The organism is Undibacterium sp. TC4M20W (assembly GCF_049340245.1).
Taxonomy (GTDB): domain Bacteria; phylum Pseudomonadota; class Gammaproteobacteria; order Burkholderiales; family Burkholderiaceae_D; genus Undibacterium.
The window spans coordinates 52019-68988 of the sequence record NZ_JBMPPI010000009.1; the positions used below are offsets into that span (position 1 = coordinate 52019).

A 16970-nucleotide genomic window follows, 5' to 3' on the forward strand; every position below is an offset into this window, starting at 1 on the left:
AGATGACAGATTTTTTATCAGAAATCGGTTCTGGTCCCAAGCTTAGACGTGCATCCCGTTCTGCCAAAGTTGTCTATGGCACTCGCGAAGTTCTGGTGGGTGGCGGTGCGCCTGTTGTAGTGCAGTCCATGACGAATACCGATACGGCAGATGCAATCGGCACGGCAATTCAAATCAAGGAATTGGCCAGAGCAGGTTCTGAGCTGGTGCGTATCACAGTCAATAATGCGGAAGCGGCGGCGGCAGTGCCGGCCATACGCGAGCAGCTGGACAGAATGGGCATAGATGTGCCGTTGGTAGGTGATTTTCACTACAATGGCCACACGCTGCTGAATGACTTTCCTGATTGCGCCAAAGCTTTGTCCAAGTACAGGATTAATCCTGGCAATGTAGGTAAGGGTGCCAAACGCGATACCCAGTTTGCCCAGATGATAGAGATGGCATGTCGCTACGATAAGCCAGTGCGCATCGGTGTTAACTGGGGCAGTCTCGATCAGGCTTTGCTGGCGCGCATCATGGACGATAATGCCAAACGCCCTGTGCCATGGAGCGTGCAGGCAGTCATGTATCAGGCACTGATCACGTCTGCGATTGAGAGTGCGCAAAAAGCTGAAGAATTGGGTTTGGCGGGTGACAAGATTATCCTGTCTTGCAAGGTCTCAGGTGTACAGGACTTGATCGCGGTTTACCGTGAGCTGGCAGCGCGTTGCGATTATCCCTTGCATCTTGGTCTGACCGAGGCAGGCATGGGTAGTAAAGGCATCGTGGCTTCGACTGCAGCATTGTCGGTATTGATGCAGGAAGGCATAGGCGACACCATACGCATATCCCTGACGCCAGAACCCGGCGGTGATCGCTGCAAAGAGGTCATCGTTGGTCAAGAGATTTTGCAAACCATGGGCTTGCGAAAATTCACACCCATGGTCATTGCCTGCCCCGGCTGTGGCAGGACTACCTCGACTGTGTTCCAGGAACTGGCTGATGATATCCAGAGCTTCCTGCGCAATCAAATGCCAGTCTGGAAGAGTCAGTATCCGGGCGTAGAGAATATGAATGTCGCCGTCATGGGTTGTATTGTTAATGGCCCAGGTGAATCCAAGCATGCCAACATCGGTATCAGTTTGCCAGGTACGGGCGAATCACCGGCTGCACCAGTTTTTATTGACGGTGCCAAGGCGCTCACCTTGCGTGGCGACCGTATTGCAGAAGAATTCCAGGAAATCGTGCTGGACTATGTCAAGAGTCACTATGCCCCGGTGCATGGCGTAACAAATAATTAAATCAGGTAGCAAGTATGTCGGAAATAAAAAAAGCAGAAAAAATCGCTGGTGTGAAAGGGATGAATGACCTTTTGCCGGATGACGCCCCGTTGTGGGAGTTGTTTGAAAATACTGTGCAATCTGTATTGAAGAGTTATGGCTTCCAGCAAGTCCGTACACCTATCGTTGAACCTACCAATCTGTTCGCACGTGGTTTGGGTGAAGTGACTGATGTCGTCGAAAAGGAAATGTATTCCTTTGAAGACTCCATGAATGGCGACAAGCTGACTTTGCGCCCGGAGGGTACGGCCGGTGTCGTACGTTCTGCGATTGAACATAATCTCATTTACGATGGTCCAAGACGCTTGTGGTATACCGGCCCGATGTTTCGTCATGAAAAACCGCAGCGTGGACGTTACCGTCAATTCCATCAGGTAGGTGCTGAGGCGCTGGGCTTTACTGGCCCGGATATTGATGCCGAGCTGATCATGATGTGCCAGCGTTTCTGGGACGATCTGGGCTTGCAGAATGTGCGGCTGGAATTGAATTCCATTGGCGATGCAGAGGAACGCAATCAACACAAGGCCGCGTTGATCGCTTATTTTGAACAACATCAGGACATTCTTGATGCTGAAGCAAAAAGGCGTTTGCTGACGAATCCCTTGCGTATTCTGGACACCAAGAATCCTGCGATGCAAGAGATGGTTAATGCGGCACCTAAATTGCTCGACTATCTTGGTGCAGAGTCACTGGCTCACTTTGAAGGCGTACAAAAGATTTTGCGTCACAACAGCATTATATTCACCATCAATCCTCGTCTGGTGCGTGGTCTTGATTACTATAACCGCACTGTCTTTGAATGGGTTACTGATGACCTGGGTTCCCAGGGGACAGTTTGTGCTGGTGGCCGTTATGATGCCTTGTTTGGTATTTTTGGTGGCAAGCCAACACCAGCCTGCGGTTTTGCCATGGGTATAGAGCGCCTGCTGGAATTGATGAAAGCCAATGGCGACGTACATCAACCTGCAATGTGCGATGCTTATCTGGTGCATCAGGGGGCAGAGGCGCAAATGCAGGCGATGGTATTAAGTGAGCGTTTGCGCGATGCAGGCCTGGATGTTGTGTTACATTGCGCAACTGCCAATGGCGTTGGCAGTTTCAAATCCCAGATGAAAAAGGCTGACGGCAGCGGTGCGGCTTATGCTGTCATCATCGGTGAAGATGAGGCAAATAATAATACAGTGAGTATCAAGGAATTGCGTGCGGCTGACGCTGAAAATAATCAGGTTAACGTGCCTTTCGATACTGCGGTGGATTATCTGGTTGATCAAATCGCCGGTAGTGCAGACGCAGATTGCTGTGATGACCCAAATCATCACCATGTACACCATTAATCCATATTAAAAATATTAATAACATTAATAAAATAGATAGATAAAGACATTATGGCATACGATTTAGAAGAACAAGAGCAGTTAGATAACCTCAAGGCAGCCTGGAAAAAATACGGCAATATGGCAACCTGGGGATTGATTGTTGCCCTGGCCGCTTATGCTGGCTGGACTGCATGGTCATCGCGTCAAAACACCCAAACATTGCAAGCTTCACAGTTGTATGAAGAAATGCAGAAATTGGTTGTCGCCAAAGACAATGCGAAGGTGCAGGCGGTCACGGAAGATTTGAAAGCCAAATTTGCCTCTACTTCATATGCGCCCATGGCTGCGCTGGTGGCCGCAAAGAGTGCATTTGATGCAAATGATCTGAAAGCGGCCAAGAGCCAGTTGCAATGGGTGGCAGATACTTCCAAGGCAGAAGAGTACAAGGCACTGGCAAGAATACGCCTGGCTGGCATTGCTCTGGACGAAAAAGCCTATGACGAAGCCTTGAAGCAATTGTCAGGTACTTTTCCCACACAGTTCGATGCTGATGTGCTGGATGCCAAAGGCGATGTCTATGTAGCGCAAAACAAGATAGAAGATGCGCGTACGGCGTATAAATCAGCGCTGGAAAAAATGGCAGATAAAAGTCCGGGTCGTCAGGCTTTGCAAATGAAGCTGGATGTCATTGGTGGTGTGGCAGATACTAAAGTTGTCAGTAAATAAGGGGAATCATACATGCAATTTTCTGCCAAACTGCTCGTTGCGTCATCTGTACTCGTGGCAATGACGGGCTGTTCTACGCTGTCTTCGCTGAATCCATTTTCATCTAAATCTGACGCAAAAAATCAGCCAGCAGTTTTGACTGAGATCAAGTCCAGCATGGCGATTAAACCCAGCTGGACAGTGGCAATTGGTACTGCGGGTAACTATGTCTTCAGTCCTGCTGCCTATGCACAAAATGTTTATGTAGCTGCGGCTGATGGCACGCTGGCACGTATAGAAGTGGCGACAGGCCGCACGGTATGGCGTATCAATGCCGGTACCCGTTTGACGGCAGGTGTGGGTGTTGATGGTACAACTATTGCTGTTGCGGGTGAAAAAGGCCAGGTATTGGCATTTGACCTAGACGGCAAGCTGCGCTGGAAAACCCAGGGTACAAATGAGATTTTATCTGCTCCGGCAGTTGGCCAGGGTCTGGTTGTGGTCCGTAGTATTGACAACAAGGTCAGTGCTTATGACCTGACTAATGGGGAACGTAAATGGTCCATAGAGCGCCCATTGCCTCCTTTGACTTTGCGCCTTGCACCTGGCATCGTGATACAGGGGCAGCAGGCCATTGTCGCCATGCCTGGTGGCCGTATGTCTTCACTGGCGCTGAATAATGGCGGTTTGCGCTGGGAGGCAACGGTCGGTGAACCTAAAGGTGCTACCGAACTTGAACGTGTCGCAGACGTTTCAGGTGCGCCAGTCGTCTTTGGCGGTGATATTTGCGCCAGTTCTTATCAGGGCAGGGTAGCTTGTTTTGATGTGGCTACTGGTGCTTTGCGCTGGGCCAAGCCTTTGTCCAGCGATGCTGGCGTCAGTGTTGATGAACGCTTTGTGTTCGCATCTGATGTCGCTGGCGCTGTGAATGCCTTTGCCCGCAATGGTGGTGCAAGTGCCTGGCGTAATGACAAGCTCAGCTACCGTCGTCTGTCAGCACCAATTTCATATGACCGTGCAGTTGCGGTCGGTGATTTCGCAGGTTATGTCCACTTCCTGTCAAGGGAAGATGGTTCTTTCATCGGACGTGTTACTACCGATGGTAGTCAGATTTTAGCAGCGCCTTTGGTGGTCGATGCTAAACTGATCGTTCAAACAAAATCAGGATCAGTGGTTGCTCTTGCAACCGAGTAATAATAATGAAGCCGGTTATCGCACTTATAGGCCGACCTAACGTCGGCAAATCCACGCTGTTCAATCGGCTCACCCGTTCACGCGACGCTTTGGTCGCAGATTTACCTGGCTTGACCAGGGACAGGCATTACGGCGAAGGCCGTGTTGGTGAACGCCCCTTTCTGGTCATTGATACAGGTGGTTTTGAGCCTGTCGCCAAAGAGGGCATCATGCATGAAATGGCCAAGCAGACAAAGCAGGCTGTGGCTGAAGCAGATGTCGTTGTATTTATCGTCGATGGCCGCCAGGGTTTGACACCACATGACAAGACCATCACAGATTTCCTGCGCAAATCAGGCCGTTCTGTGATGCTGGTCGTAAATAAGGCTGAAGGTATGAAATACTCTTCAGTCACTGCAGATTTTTACGAGCTGGGCATGGGCGATCCCTACGTGATCTCTGCTGCTCACGGTGATGGTGTGGCAGACCTGGTCGAAGAAATGGTTGATATCGCCTTCGCCCAGCGTCCTGAAGAAGTCGAAGAGCCTGAATCTAAGGTGCGCGGCATCAAAATCGCTATCGTTGGCCGTCCCAATGTTGGTAAATCGACGCTGGTGAATACTCTGCTGGGTGAAGAAAGGGTGATTGCCTTTGACATGCCCGGCACCACCCGTGATTCCATAGAAATACCATTCGAGCGTGATGGCGTTCACTATTCGTTGATTGATACTGCAGGTATCCGTCGCCGCGGCAAAGTGTTTGAAGCTATAGAAAAATTTTCTGTCGTTAAAACTTTGCAATCGGTGTCTGAAGCCAACGTAGTCTTGTTGTTACTGGATGCGCAACAGGATATTTCAGAGCAGGATGCCCATATCGCCGGTTTCATTCTGGAGTCTGGCCGCGCCCTGGTCGTGGGAGTTAATAAATGGGATGGTTTGCAAAGCGACAGGCGTGATGAAATCAAACTGGATATTGAGCGCAAACTGAATTTCCTGACGTTTGCCAAATTCCACTTTATTTCAGCGCTGAAATCGACTGGTATAGCTCCTCTTATGAAATCCATCGACTCCGCATATGCTGCAGCGATGGTCAACTTGTCCACGCCTAAACTGACGCGTGCCCTGATTGAAGCAGTAGAGCATCAACAGCCCAAACGCAAAGGGTCCATACGTCCCAAGTTGCGATATGCCCATCAGGGTGGACAAAATCCGCCTATTATTGTTATTCATGGTAATGCACTGGAAGCGGTGGGTGATGTGTATAAACGCTACCTTGAAAAGCATTTCCGTGAGACTTTCTCGCTGACCGGTACTCCTTTAAGAATAGAAATGCGTTCTGGCAAGAATCCGTTTGACAAGTCATCGAAGTAAGCTCGTTCAGGTAAGCCTGCACGCAAGTATCAAAATGTAAGAAAATGCTTGGTTGCTCTCCTTTTGCAGTGAAATTTAAGCAAGAGATATGCAATTAAGATGAAAATAGATTACATTACTTTGTAATCAACTTCTGGGAATACTTGTATTCTGATAAGTAGTCCCCAACTCCTAATCACAACAACACAATGGAGCTGTTATGAGCAATAAAGGGCAATTATTACAAGACCCATTTCTGAACGCTTTGCGTAAAGAACATATTCCTGTATCAATTTATCTGGTCAATGGCATCAAATTGCAGGGCCATATCGAATCTTTCGACCAGTATGTGGTTTTGCTGCGCAATACTGTGACGCAAATGGTTTACAAGCATGCTATTTCTACCGTAGTGCCAGCACGCGCAGTCAGCATCAACACTGAGCCAGAGGCAGAGTAATTTTTGAGTAATGAAATAAAAAAGCCGTCCATGCGCGCCGCTTTGGTCGGCGTCGATTTTGGTAAGGACGACTTTGCCGCCAGCCTGGAAGAGCTCTCTCTGCTTTCGCAATCTGCGGGAGCAGAGCCGGTTACAACCATCACTTGCAAACGATCAAGCCCTGACGCTGCTTTTTTTGTCGGTAGCGGCAAGGCTGATGAGATTGCACATGCTGTTGCCGATGCGGCGTTAGACATAGTCATTTTTAATCATGCACTCTCTCCGGCGCAACAGAGAAATCTGGAGCGCCACCTGAAGGTCAGGGTGGTTGACCGCACCAGTCTGATATTGGACATTTTTGCTCAGCGTGCCCAAAGTCATGAAGGTAAAGTCCAGGTGGAGTTGGCTCAGTTGCAACATCTGGCCACGCGCTTGATACGTGGTTGGACGCATCTGGAAAGACAAAAAGGTGGTATAGGTTTGCGTGGGCCAGGTGAGACGCAGCTTGAGACTGATCGCCGCTTGCTGGGTGAGCGTGTCAAAATGCTCAAGCAGAAGCTCGATAAGTTACATAAGCAAAGGGAAACCCAGAGACGTTCACGTGGACGTAGCAATACCTTGTCGGTTTCTTTGGTCGGTTATACCAATGCGGGCAAGTCCAGCCTGTTTAACACTATGACCAAGGCAGGTGCGTATGCCGCCAATCAATTATTTGCAACGCTGGATACGACTTCCCGCCGCTTGTACCTTGGTGATGCGGGTAATATTGTTATTTCTGATACCGTTGGTTTCATACGTGAATTGCCGCATCAACTCGTTGCAGCGTTCAGGGCAACATTGGAAGAAACCATACATGCAGATTTACTATTGCATGTCGTGGATGCAAGTAGCCCGGTAAGGTTTGATCAGATTCAACAGGTCAACCAGGTACTCGAGGAAATTGGTGCAGATCATATACCGCAGATACTGGTGTGGAATAAGATAGATCTTGCTGGCCTGGAGCCTTCGGTCGAGGTGGATGAGTGTGATAAAATTCAGAGGGTTTTTTTGAGTGCCCGCACCGGAGCAGGTATAGGTTTGTTACGCGAAGCTATCGCCGAATTCGCATTGGCAAAAACGTCTGGTATTGCACAAGTGGTAACGCCAGAGGCGGCTGATGCCCGCTTTGATTTTCAGTAGTCCAACCCACTATTCATTGGATAGCGACAGAATGCTTGTTTCATTTCTCAAAAGAATTGGTGTAACCATGTCCATAAATGATCCGCAATGGGGGCGTGGTTCGCAAAACAATAATCAAAATAACAATAAGCCTGATGGCAAAAAACCACCTGAAGGCCCACCTGATCTTGATCAGTTATGGAAAGACTTTACTCAGAAACTGGGGCGTCTGTTCGGGCAAAATGGTGGCGATAATAATGGTGGTAATTTTTCACCAGATTCGTCCGGCGCTAAAATTGGCGCATCCCTGATTGTTGCTGTAATTGCCTTGGTTTGGTTGTCGAGCGGCTTTTTTATCGTGCAAGAAGGGCAGACCGCTGTCATTACTACTTTTGGTAAATTCAGTCATCAAACTTCTGCCGGTTTTAACTGGCGTTGGCCTTACCCTGTCCAAGGACATGAGATAGTCAATCTGTCGCAAGTCAGAACAGTGGAGATAGGCTACAAAAAAGGCTCCAGAGAGCGCGAATCCCTGATGCTGACCGATGATGAAAATATTGTTGATATTCAGTTTGCTGTTCAATATAAATTAAATAATGCTGCTGACTGGTTGTATAACAACCGCGATCAGGAAGAGATGATACGTCAGGTCGCTGAAGCTGTCGTGCGTGAGATCGTCGGTAAAAGCACCATGGATTTTGTGTTGTATGAAGGCCGTGAAAAAATCGCTCTTGATGTGAATGCAGGCATGCAAAAAATCCTGGATGCTTATGGTTCAGGTGTGCAGGTCGCCCAGGTGACCATGCAAAACGTGCAGGCGCCTGAGCAGGTTCAGGCAGTCTTTGAGGACGCGCAAAAAGCCAAGCAAGATAAAGAACGTCTGAAAAATGAAGGTATAGCCTACGCCAATGACGTGATTCCCAAGGCGCGTGGTGAAGCTTCCCGCATGATACAAGAGGCAGAAGGCTATAAAGCCAGTGTTGTTGCCAATGCTCAGGGTAATGCATCGCGCTTCCAGCAAGTATTGACGGAATATCAAAAAGCACCAGCAGTGACCAGGGACAGGTTGTATATGGAGGCTATGCAACAAATATTCTCCAATACCAGCAAAGTGATGGTGGATACCAAAACTGGCAATAATATGATTTATTTGCCTCTGGATAAGATGATTAATCAGGCAGATCAATCCGCTGCAAAATCGCCTGCGCCAGCACAAATAACTGCACCGGCCGTGGAGCAGATACCTACTGTGGAAATGCGTTATGGCAAGGATGGAAGATCAAAAGATAATCGCGACACACGTGAGAGGGAGGGTAGATAATGAATAAACTAGCTACTTTCATTATTGCGCTCTGTGCAGCAATTCTGGTTGCGTATTCGACTATTTTTGTCGTTGATCAGCGTTCACATGCCATCGTATTTGCATTGGGTGAAGTCAAGTCTGTGATCAGTGAGCCAGGTTTGCACTTCAAGTTGCCTCCGCCATTCCAAAATGTGTTGTTTTTGGATAAACGTATTTTGACTATAGACACCAATTCGGCAGATCGTTTCGTAACCTCCGAAAAGAAAAATATTCTGGTTGATTCTTATGTCAAATGGCGTATCAAGGACCCACGTCTGTATTTCGTCAGTTTTAATGGCGAAGAGCGCAGGGCGCAGGATAGAATGTCGCAAATCATCAAAGCTGCCTTGAATGATGAAATAACCAAACGTAAAGTGGGTGAGGTGATCTCTACTCAGCGCGGTAAGGTGATGGATGCCATCAAGAAAAAAGTTTCTGATGAGACCAAGCATATTGGTGTTGAGATTATTGACGTTCGCCTCAAGCGTGTGGATTATGTCGAGCAGATCAATAACTCGGTATATGACCGTATGAAGGCAGAGCGTACCCGTGAAGCAAATGGCTTGCGTTCTACTGGTGCGGCAGAATCTGAAGAAATTCGTGCTGATGCTGACAAGCAAAGGCTGGTGATCAAGGCAGAAGCTAACCGTGATGCGCAAAAAATACGCGGCGCGGGTGATGCAGAGGCATCGCAGATTTATGCGCAAGCATACAGTCAAAGCCCTGAATTTTATAAGTTCTATCGCAGCCTGGAAGCGTATACTGCGTCATTCAAGAGCAAGAATGATGTTTTGGTCGTAGATCCAAATTCTGAGTTCTTTAAATATTTTAAAGGCCCATCCTCAGTAGGCGGCAGTGTTCCTGCAGTAAAGGGTAAGTAATAAGGGTGGGTAGGTGTAGGGGTAAGTGTAAATAGCACCCCGCTAAATAATTGTAGTGACCGACAGCGATCTGCGCAAATTTTGTGCAGATCGCTGTTTGTCGGATAGCCTAAACTAAATTGTTGTTTTTTTGATTGTTCTTCATGCCGAATTGGCTTTTACCTGAAAATATTGCTGATATTTTGCCGTCCGAAGCACGCAAGATAGAAGAGCTGCGCCGTGTTCTCCTGGACAATTTCAGACTGTATGGCTATGAGCTGGTCATGCCGCCTATGCTGGAATACATAGAATCCTTGCTGACCGGTGCTGGTCAGGATATGGATTTGCGTACCTTCAAACTGGTAGATCAAATCTCTGGCCGCACCATGGGGCTGCGTGCCGATATGACCACGCAAGTGGCCCGTATTGATGCGCATCTGTTAAACCGCCGTACTGTTACCCGTCTTTGCTATGCAGGCAGTGTCCTGCATACCAAGCCGTCTGGCCTGCACGCCACGCGCGAGCCTTTGCAAATCGGCGCAGAAATTTATGGTCATGCAGGCCTGGAAGCCGATGCTGAAATTCAGGAACTGGTATTAGCCTGCCTGGCCTTGGCGCATGTCAAAGATGTGCGGCTGGATATGTGTCACGTCGGAGTTTTGCGCGCCTTATTGGCTGCCGATCCGCTGGCCAAGGCAGAAGAAAATACTTTGTATGCCTTGCTTGAGTCCAAAGACTTGCCTAGCATAGATAAGCTCAGTCAGAATTTTTCACCCGAAGTGCGTGCCGCATTGATGGCTTTGCCAGGTTTATATGGCGATATTTCCATTATTCAAAAAGCACGTGCAGTATTGCCCGCATTTGAAGGTATACAAACGGCGCTGGACGAACTTGAGCATTTAGTGCGTTTGACAGGTGCGGCCCATGTCACGATAGATCTCGCTGATTTGCGTGGCTACCACTATCATAGTGGAGTGATGTTTAACGTATTTGTGCCTGGTTTGCCAAATGCGGTGGCGCGTGGTGGCCGTTACGACCATGTGGGCGAGGCTTTTGGTCGCTCACGTCCGGCTACTGGATTTTCCCTGGATTTGCGTGAGCTGGCGCGTCTGCTGCCTTCTGCTGAGAGGAAGGATGCGATTCGCGCTCCGTGGGGGAGTGACCCTGCATTGCGTGAAAAAATCGCAGAGTTGCGTGGCGAGGGTGAAATCGTGATTCAGAGCCTGCCAGGGCACGAGAACGAACAAGACGAATTTGATTGCAATCGCGCACTCACTTTCGATGCGGGTAAATGGATTCTTCAAAATGTAGGTTGAGTGATGACACAAACTAAAATTGCAAAAAACGTAGTCGTAATCGGTACCCAGTGGGGCGATGAAGGCAAGGGAAAAATCGTTGATTGGTTGACGGACCACGCCCAGGGCGTTGTCCGTTTTCAAGGTGGCCATAATGCTGGTCATACACTGGTAATCGGTGGCCAGAAAACGGCCTTGCAACTGATACCTTCCGGCATCATGCGCGCTGGTACGGCTTGCTACATCGGTAACGGTGTGGTTTTGTCTGTACCTGACCTCTTGCGTGAAATTGACAAGCTGCAGGCAAATGGCGTTGAAGTTGCTTCCCGTCTCAAAATTTCAGAAGCTTGCCCAGTTATTTTGCCGTATCACACTGCACTTGATGCAGCACGTGAAATTGCCCGTGGTGCCGCCAAGATTGGCACGACAGGCAAGGGCATAGGCCCGGCCTATGAAGACAAGGTTGCCCGCCGTGCGATCCGCGTAGCTGATTTGCTCAATGAAGAACGCTTTGCTGAAAAGCTGCGTGAAAATCTGGATTACCACAATTTTGTGTTGACCAATTACCTCAAGGCGCCTGCAGTCGAGTTCCAGAAAACCCTGGATGACACGTTGGCCAATGTGCCGCGTATCCGCCCTATGGTGGCAGACGTATCCAGTGCCTTGTATGCAGCACATAAAGCCGGTGCCAGCCTGTTGTTTGAAGGCGCGCAAGGCAGTTTGCTGGACGTTGATCATGGAACTTACCCCTTTGTTACCTCCAGCAATTGCGTGGCTGGCAATGCAGCGGCAGGTTCTGGTGTTGGTCCTAACATGTTGCATTACATCCTGGGTATCACCAAGGCGTACACGACACGTGTAGGTTCTGGCCCATTCCCATCTGAATTGCCAACTGATGCCGGCGTAGGCAAGCACCTGGCCAGCGTTGGTCATGAATTTGGTACGGTGACTGGCCGTGCCCGCCGTTGCGGCTGGTTCGATGCAGCTCTGTTGAAGCGTTCTGTGCAAATCAATGGCGTGTCTGGCATGTGCCTGACCAAGCTGGACGTGCTGGACGGTCTGGAAACATTGAAGCTGTGTACTGGCTACAAAATCGATGGCAAAGTCGTTGATATCTTCCCGGTTGGTGCTGAAGAAGCGGCGCGCTGCGAAGCCATTTATGAAGAAATGCCGGGCTGGTCTGAGACCACAGTTGGCGCGCAAAGCATGGATGCTCTGCCAGTCAATGCCCGCAATTACATCATGCGTATTCAGGAGCTGGTTGGTGTTCCTGTCGATATGGTCTCTACCGGACCAGATCGCGAAGAAACCATCGTGTTAAGGCACCCGTTTATTTAAGAAGGAAAAATAAAAATATGAATATGCCTGCATCTACAGACAAGGACTTATGGGTTTCATGGGAAGCCTATCATCGTTCCATCGAGCAGCTTGCGCTGAAAGTGCATGAGTCTGGCTGGAAGTTTGATCAAGTCCTGTGTCTTGCCCGTGGTGGCTTGCGTCCTGGTGATATTTTCTCCAGAATTTTTGATGTGCCGCTGGCGATTTTGTCGACCAGTTCATATCGCGAAGAGTCGGGCACAGTGCAGGGTACTCTGGATATAGGAAAGTATATTTCCATGACCAAGGGTGCGTTGCAAGGTAGGGTTTTGGTCGTCGATGATCTGGTTGATTCCGGCGTTACCCTGGAAAAAGTGCTCGTGCATCTGCGTGAAAACTTCCCGGCAGTGACAGAAGTAAAATCAGCCGTGATCTGGTACAAGGCATGCTCATCAGTGGCGCCAGACTATTATCTGGACCATCTGGCGAACAATCCATGGATACATCAGCCTTTTGAAGAGTATGACAGTATCAGGCCGCATCAGTTGAATGCCTGGTTGAAAAAGGGCGCAGCTTAATTGGCAGTCATGAAAACGGAAGCGATTTGCTTCCGTTTTTTTATGGCGACACTATGCGATTATCCGGTGCTTTATTGTGATGGGTGTCTCGTGTTTCACGGAAGAGTGGGGAGGGCTTGTTTGTTCCCGCCAGACTTCATTTGATTTGAATAATGCAGATATGACGCGGTTTGCGCTAATGAGGAAAGAAAATGAGGCAAATGTGGAATTGAAAAAGCCCGCTGACTTTCATCAGCGGGCTCTCAAATTTGTGGTGCCCACGGAGGGACTCGAACCCCCACATCCGAAGACACATGGACCTGAACCATGCGCGTCTACCAATTCCGCCACGTGGGCAACGGAAGGAATAATTATAGAGTATTTGACTGGCTTTGGGGAAATATTTCGGAGAAAATTTCGCATTATGGTGCTGGCAGCTAGAAAGTCGCCTGCAGCTTGGGCAGGAAGTGCGGAGTCAGGGGATTTCTTGCTTATACTTGCAAAACTGAATGTGTGGAATGTGAAATTCGAAGTGGAATTGAAAAAGCCCGCTGATTTTCATCAGCGGGCTCTCAAATTTTGGTGCCCACGGAGGGACTCGAACCCCCACACCCGAAGGCACATGGACCTGAACCATGCGCGTCTACCAATTCCGCCACGTGGGCAACGGAGAACAATATTATAAATTAATTGAAGCATTTGTCAAGGTGAGCCACCTTGCAGATACAAGAATTGTTAGGCGAAAGAGGTTTGCTACAGTAAACTATGGCCTGATAAGATTTTGGTGCGAGCCAAATTAACTTTTTTAAGAAAAAATACAAAATTTGAACAAGCATTTATACCCCATCCCCAGTCGCGAAGAGATACTGGGTGTTCTACGTACTAACACGGCAAAAATGACGGCTACTGCAATTGCAGATGCGTTGTCAGTAAAACCTGAGGAGTTAGATGGCATGACACGACGATTAAACGCGATGGAAAGAGATGGGCAAGTCAAAGTAGATAAGGGTGGAAATTATTCCATCGCCAATCAGGATAATTTCATCAGCGGCAAAGTCAGCAGTCATCGCGAAGGCTATGGTTTTCTGATCCCTGATGATGGTAGTGAAGACCTGTTTTTGCCTGAGCGCGAAATGCAGAAGGTCTTGCACGGTGACCGTGTCATGGCGCGTGTTGTTGGCACTGACAGGCGTGGTCGTCTTGAAGGCGGCATACTTGAGATACTGGACAGGGCCAATACCCATGTCATCGGGCGCCTGTTAAATGAAAACGGCGTCTGGATAGTCGCGCCTGAAGACAAGCGCTTCAGCCAGGATATTTTATTGACTGGCGCACCAGGCAAAGCCAAGGCTGGCCAGGTCGTCAGCGTTGAGTTGACTGAGCAGCCGACCCGTTATGCGCAGCCAGTTGGCAAGATCGTTGAAATACTGGGTGATGTCGATGATCCTGGTATGGAAATCGAAATCGCTGTCCGCAAATTTGGCGTACCACATGAGTTTTCTGAAGCGGTTAAAAAAGCCGCTGCCAAATTGCCGTCAGAAGTCAGGGAAAGTGATCTCACAGACCGCGTCGATCTGCGTGATATTCCACTGGTAACGATTGATGGCGAAGATGCCCGCGATTTTGATGATGCTGTGTACTGTGAACCAGTCAAGATAGGCCGCAGCAAAGGTCACAGGCTGATCGTTGCCATTGCCGATGTGAGCCACTACGTTCAACCTAATGATGTGCTTGATGAAGAGGCACTGTTGCGTAGCACGTCGGTGTATTTCCCGCGCAGGGTAATACCGATGTTGCCAGAACGCTTGTCGAATGGCCTGTGCTCGCTTAATCCTGATGTTGATCGCCTGACGCTGGTGTGCGATATGGTCATTACGCAAGACGGTGAAGTCACGGCTTACCAGTTTTATCCTGCGGTCATCCATTCTGCCGCACGCTTCACCTACACTGAAGTGGCAGCAATACTTGGTAATACCAAAGGGCCAGAAGCCGCCAAACGCCTGACCCTGGTACCGCATCTCTTGCATCTGTATGAAGTCTTCCAGTCTTTATTGAAGGCACGCCAGGTGCGTGGTGCCATCGACTTTGAAACGACAGAAACCTATATCGTTTGCAATCCATCTGGCAAGATAGAAAAAATATTGCCACGCACGCGTAATGATGCGCACAAGCTGATTGAAGAATGCATGCTGGCAGCCAATGTCTGCGCTGCAAATTTGCTGGAAACTTACAAGCATCCAGGCACATACCGTATCCATGCTGGCCCGACTAAAGAGAAACTGACCCAGGTCAGAAATTTCCTGAAGCAAGTTGGTCTGTTCCTTGGTGGTGGCGACAAGCCAGCAGCATCTGACTATGCCGAGTTGATGAAGAAGGTCAAAGGCAGGCCTGACGCAACGCTTTTGCAAACCATGTTATTGCGCTCCATGCAGCAGGCCGTTTACAGTCCGGATAATATAGGCCATTTTGGTTTGTCTTATGACGCTTATGCTCATTTCACCAGCCCGATACGCCGTTACCCTGACTTGCTGACGCACAGGGCGATCAAGGCGATTTTGCAGGGTCGTAAATATGAACCCAAGGGCATAGACCTGACGCTGTTGAATACTTCTGTATCAAACGCCACCAGAAAACAGCAGATTGCTGACAAGGCCGCAGGCAAGAAGAAGGAAGAAAAAGAACAGACTATCTGGGATGCGCTGGGTGTCCACTGTTCTGCTAATGAGCGTCGTGCTGATGAAGCTTCACGTGATGTCGAAGCCTGGCTCAAGTGCTACTTCATACGCAACAAGGTTGGTGAAGAATTCACCGGCATGATCACTGGCGTGACACAGTTTGGTATCTTTGTTCAGCTCGATGAAATTTTCATCGAAGGTCTGGTGCATATCACTGAGCTGGGTGCTGATTACTTCCAGTATGACGAGGCACGCCATGAGTTGCGCGGAGAACGTACCGGCAAACGCTATCAGTTGACAGATAAAGTCACGGTGCAAGTCAGCCGGGTTGATCTGGATGCACGCAAGATAGACTTGGCCATAGTCCAGCCTGTATCACCACGCTCAGTTGGGCTGGTGGATACACGTGGTACAGCCACGAATGAAAAAAACCGCAAAGGTGCTGCCAGTGCCAAGAAAGCCTTGCAGGTACCTGAAGAAAAAGCCGTGGCAAATTATGGCAGAGGTGGCAAAGCTGCCCCGGCCAAGAAAGTAAAAGAAGAAAGTTTTTCTGGCGGACGTCGCCAGAAATCTTCGCCTGCTGCTGCCAGTGCAAAGAAAAAAGCACCAGCTGCTGCTAGTAAGTCAGCGAAGAAAAGACGTTAGTACCTCAAAGTACCTCAAAGAAATGCATGTAAAGAAAAGAATGAAATGAAAAGTAAAATGATTTTTGGTTTCCATGCGGTGACCTCCCGGATCCGTCATGAAGCCTCTTCTGTCGAAGAAATCTATGTAGATTCTTCGCGTGTCGATGGTCGTATGAAAGACCTGTTGCAAGCAGCAAAAGCTGCTGGCGTGCGCATCATCCCGGCGGATGATCAGCGCCTCAGCAATATTGTCGGTACACGCCGCCATCAAGGTGTAGTGGCCAAAGCCAGTGAATTGTCACTGGCACGTAACCTCGATGAATTGTTGGATGCGATTGACGGTCCACCATTGTTGCTGGTGCTGGATGGTATTACTGACCCACATAACCTGGGTGCCTGCCTGCGGGTAGCCGACGGCGCGGGCGCGCACGCAGTTATCGCCCCCAAAGACAGGGCAGTGGGCTTGAATGCGACTGCAGCCAAGGTTGCCAGTGGCGCTGCTGAAACAGTGCCTTACATCACCGTCACCAATCTGGCGCGCACCCTGCGTGAATTGAAAGACCGTGATATCTGGCTGGTTGGTACCTCAGATGAAGTCGAAAAAAATATCTACGATGTGGATTTCAAAGTTGGTTGCGCCATCGTCATGGGTTCTGAAGGTGAGGGCATGCGCCGCCTGACCCGCGAAACCTGCGATATGCTGGTCAGTGTCCCCATGTTCGGTTCTGTAGAAAGCCTGAACGTCTCCGTGGCGTCAGGTGTTTGTCTGTACGAAGCCCGCCGCCAGCGTCTGTAAGCCATAGTTTCTGTAAACCTGTACGTCTGGTGCCCGGTGATTTGGG

General features: G+C 49.2%; 14 protein-coding genes and 2 tRNA genes. 14 read left to right on the plus strand and 2 right to left on the minus strand.

From position 1 onward, the window contains the following. The first annotated feature begins 2 nt into the window (after positions 1–2). The 12 genes from ispG to ACO0LL_RS13275 all read left to right on the plus strand — a co-directional run bounded on the left by ispG (position 3) and on the right by ACO0LL_RS13275 (position 12848). A complete protein-coding gene (gene ispG / locus ACO0LL_RS13220) occupies positions 3–1280 on the plus strand; it encodes a flavodoxin-dependent (E)-4-hydroxy-3-methylbut-2-enyl-diphosphate synthase (protein ID WP_422951321.1) in 1278 nt (425 codons plus the stop codon). 14 nt (positions 1281–1294) lie between these two features. Continuing rightward, positions 1295–2653, plus strand: coding sequence for a histidine--tRNA ligase (hisS, locus tag ACO0LL_RS13225; RefSeq protein WP_422951322.1), 1359 nt, complete (start codon positions 1295–1297; stop codon positions 2651–2653). A 51-nt stretch (positions 2654–2704) separates the two neighbouring features. Beyond that, positions 2705–3361 (plus strand): YfgM family protein, encoded by a 657-nt coding sequence (locus ACO0LL_RS13230; RefSeq protein WP_422951323.1) that lies wholly within the window; start codon positions 2705–2707, stop codon positions 3359–3361. 12 nt (positions 3362–3373) lie between these two features. Then, complete coding sequence (gene bamB / locus ACO0LL_RS13235) at positions 3374–4534, plus strand: outer membrane protein assembly factor BamB (protein WP_422951324.1); 1161 nt, start codon at positions 3374–3376, stop codon at positions 4532–4534. 5 nt (positions 4535–4539) lie between these two features. After that, positions 4540–5883, plus strand: a complete 1344-nt coding sequence (gene der, locus ACO0LL_RS13240) for a ribosome biogenesis GTPase Der (protein ID WP_422951325.1) — start codon at positions 4540–4542, stop codon at positions 5881–5883. Positions 5884–6082: 199 nt separating this feature from the next. Further along, a complete protein-coding gene (gene hfq / locus ACO0LL_RS13245) occupies positions 6083–6319 on the plus strand; it encodes an RNA chaperone Hfq (protein ID WP_162041076.1) in 237 nt (78 codons plus the stop codon). 30 nt (positions 6320–6349) lie between these two features. Continuing rightward, complete coding sequence (gene hflX, locus ACO0LL_RS13250; RefSeq protein ID WP_422951450.1) at positions 6350–7477, plus strand: GTPase HflX; 1128 nt, start codon at positions 6350–6352, stop codon at positions 7475–7477. Between the two features lie 31 nt (positions 7478–7508). Next, entirely contained in the window at positions 7509–8777 is a 1269-nt protein-coding gene (hflK, locus tag ACO0LL_RS13255; protein WP_422951326.1) for an FtsH protease activity modulator HflK, read from the plus strand. Then, positions 8777–9679, plus strand: a complete 903-nt coding sequence (gene hflC / locus ACO0LL_RS13260; protein WP_422951327.1) for a protease modulator HflC — start codon at positions 8777–8779, stop codon at positions 9677–9679. Before hflK ends, hflC begins: the two co-directional genes overlap by 1 nt. 143 nt (positions 9680–9822) lie before the next feature. Beyond that, the gene (locus tag ACO0LL_RS13265) at positions 9823–10974 is read left to right on the plus strand and encodes an ATP phosphoribosyltransferase regulatory subunit (RefSeq protein WP_422951328.1); all 1152 of its coding nucleotides are present in this window, start codon (positions 9823–9825) and stop codon (positions 10972–10974) included. A 3-nt stretch (positions 10975–10977) separates the two neighbouring features. Beyond that, positions 10978–12291: an adenylosuccinate synthase gene (locus ACO0LL_RS13270; protein WP_110253174.1), complete on the plus strand. Its 1314-nt coding sequence runs from the start codon at positions 10978–10980 to the stop codon at positions 12289–12291. A gap of 23 nt (positions 12292–12314) precedes the next feature. Continuing rightward, a complete protein-coding gene (locus ACO0LL_RS13275; protein ID WP_422951451.1) occupies positions 12315–12848 on the plus strand; it encodes a phosphoribosyltransferase in 534 nt (177 codons plus the stop codon). A gap of 251 nt (positions 12849–13099) precedes the next feature. On the opposite strand, the gene ACO0LL_RS13280 is transcribed toward ACO0LL_RS13275, so the two are convergent. Further along, a tRNA-Leu gene (locus ACO0LL_RS13280) sits at positions 13100–13184 on the minus strand. Positions 13185–13407: 223 nt separating this feature from the next. After that, a tRNA-Leu gene (locus ACO0LL_RS13285) sits at positions 13408–13492 on the minus strand. A gap of 159 nt (positions 13493–13651) precedes the next feature. Between ACO0LL_RS13285 and rnr the strand changes: the two genes are divergently transcribed. Then, positions 13652–16147, plus strand: coding sequence for a ribonuclease R (rnr, locus tag ACO0LL_RS13290; RefSeq protein ID WP_422951329.1), 2496 nt, complete (start codon positions 13652–13654; stop codon positions 16145–16147). 45 nt (positions 16148–16192) lie between these two features. Beyond that, complete coding sequence (gene rlmB, locus ACO0LL_RS13295) at positions 16193–16924, plus strand: 23S rRNA (guanosine(2251)-2'-O)-methyltransferase RlmB (protein WP_162041083.1); 732 nt, start codon at positions 16193–16195, stop codon at positions 16922–16924. Positions 16925–16970 lie beyond the last annotated feature (46 nt).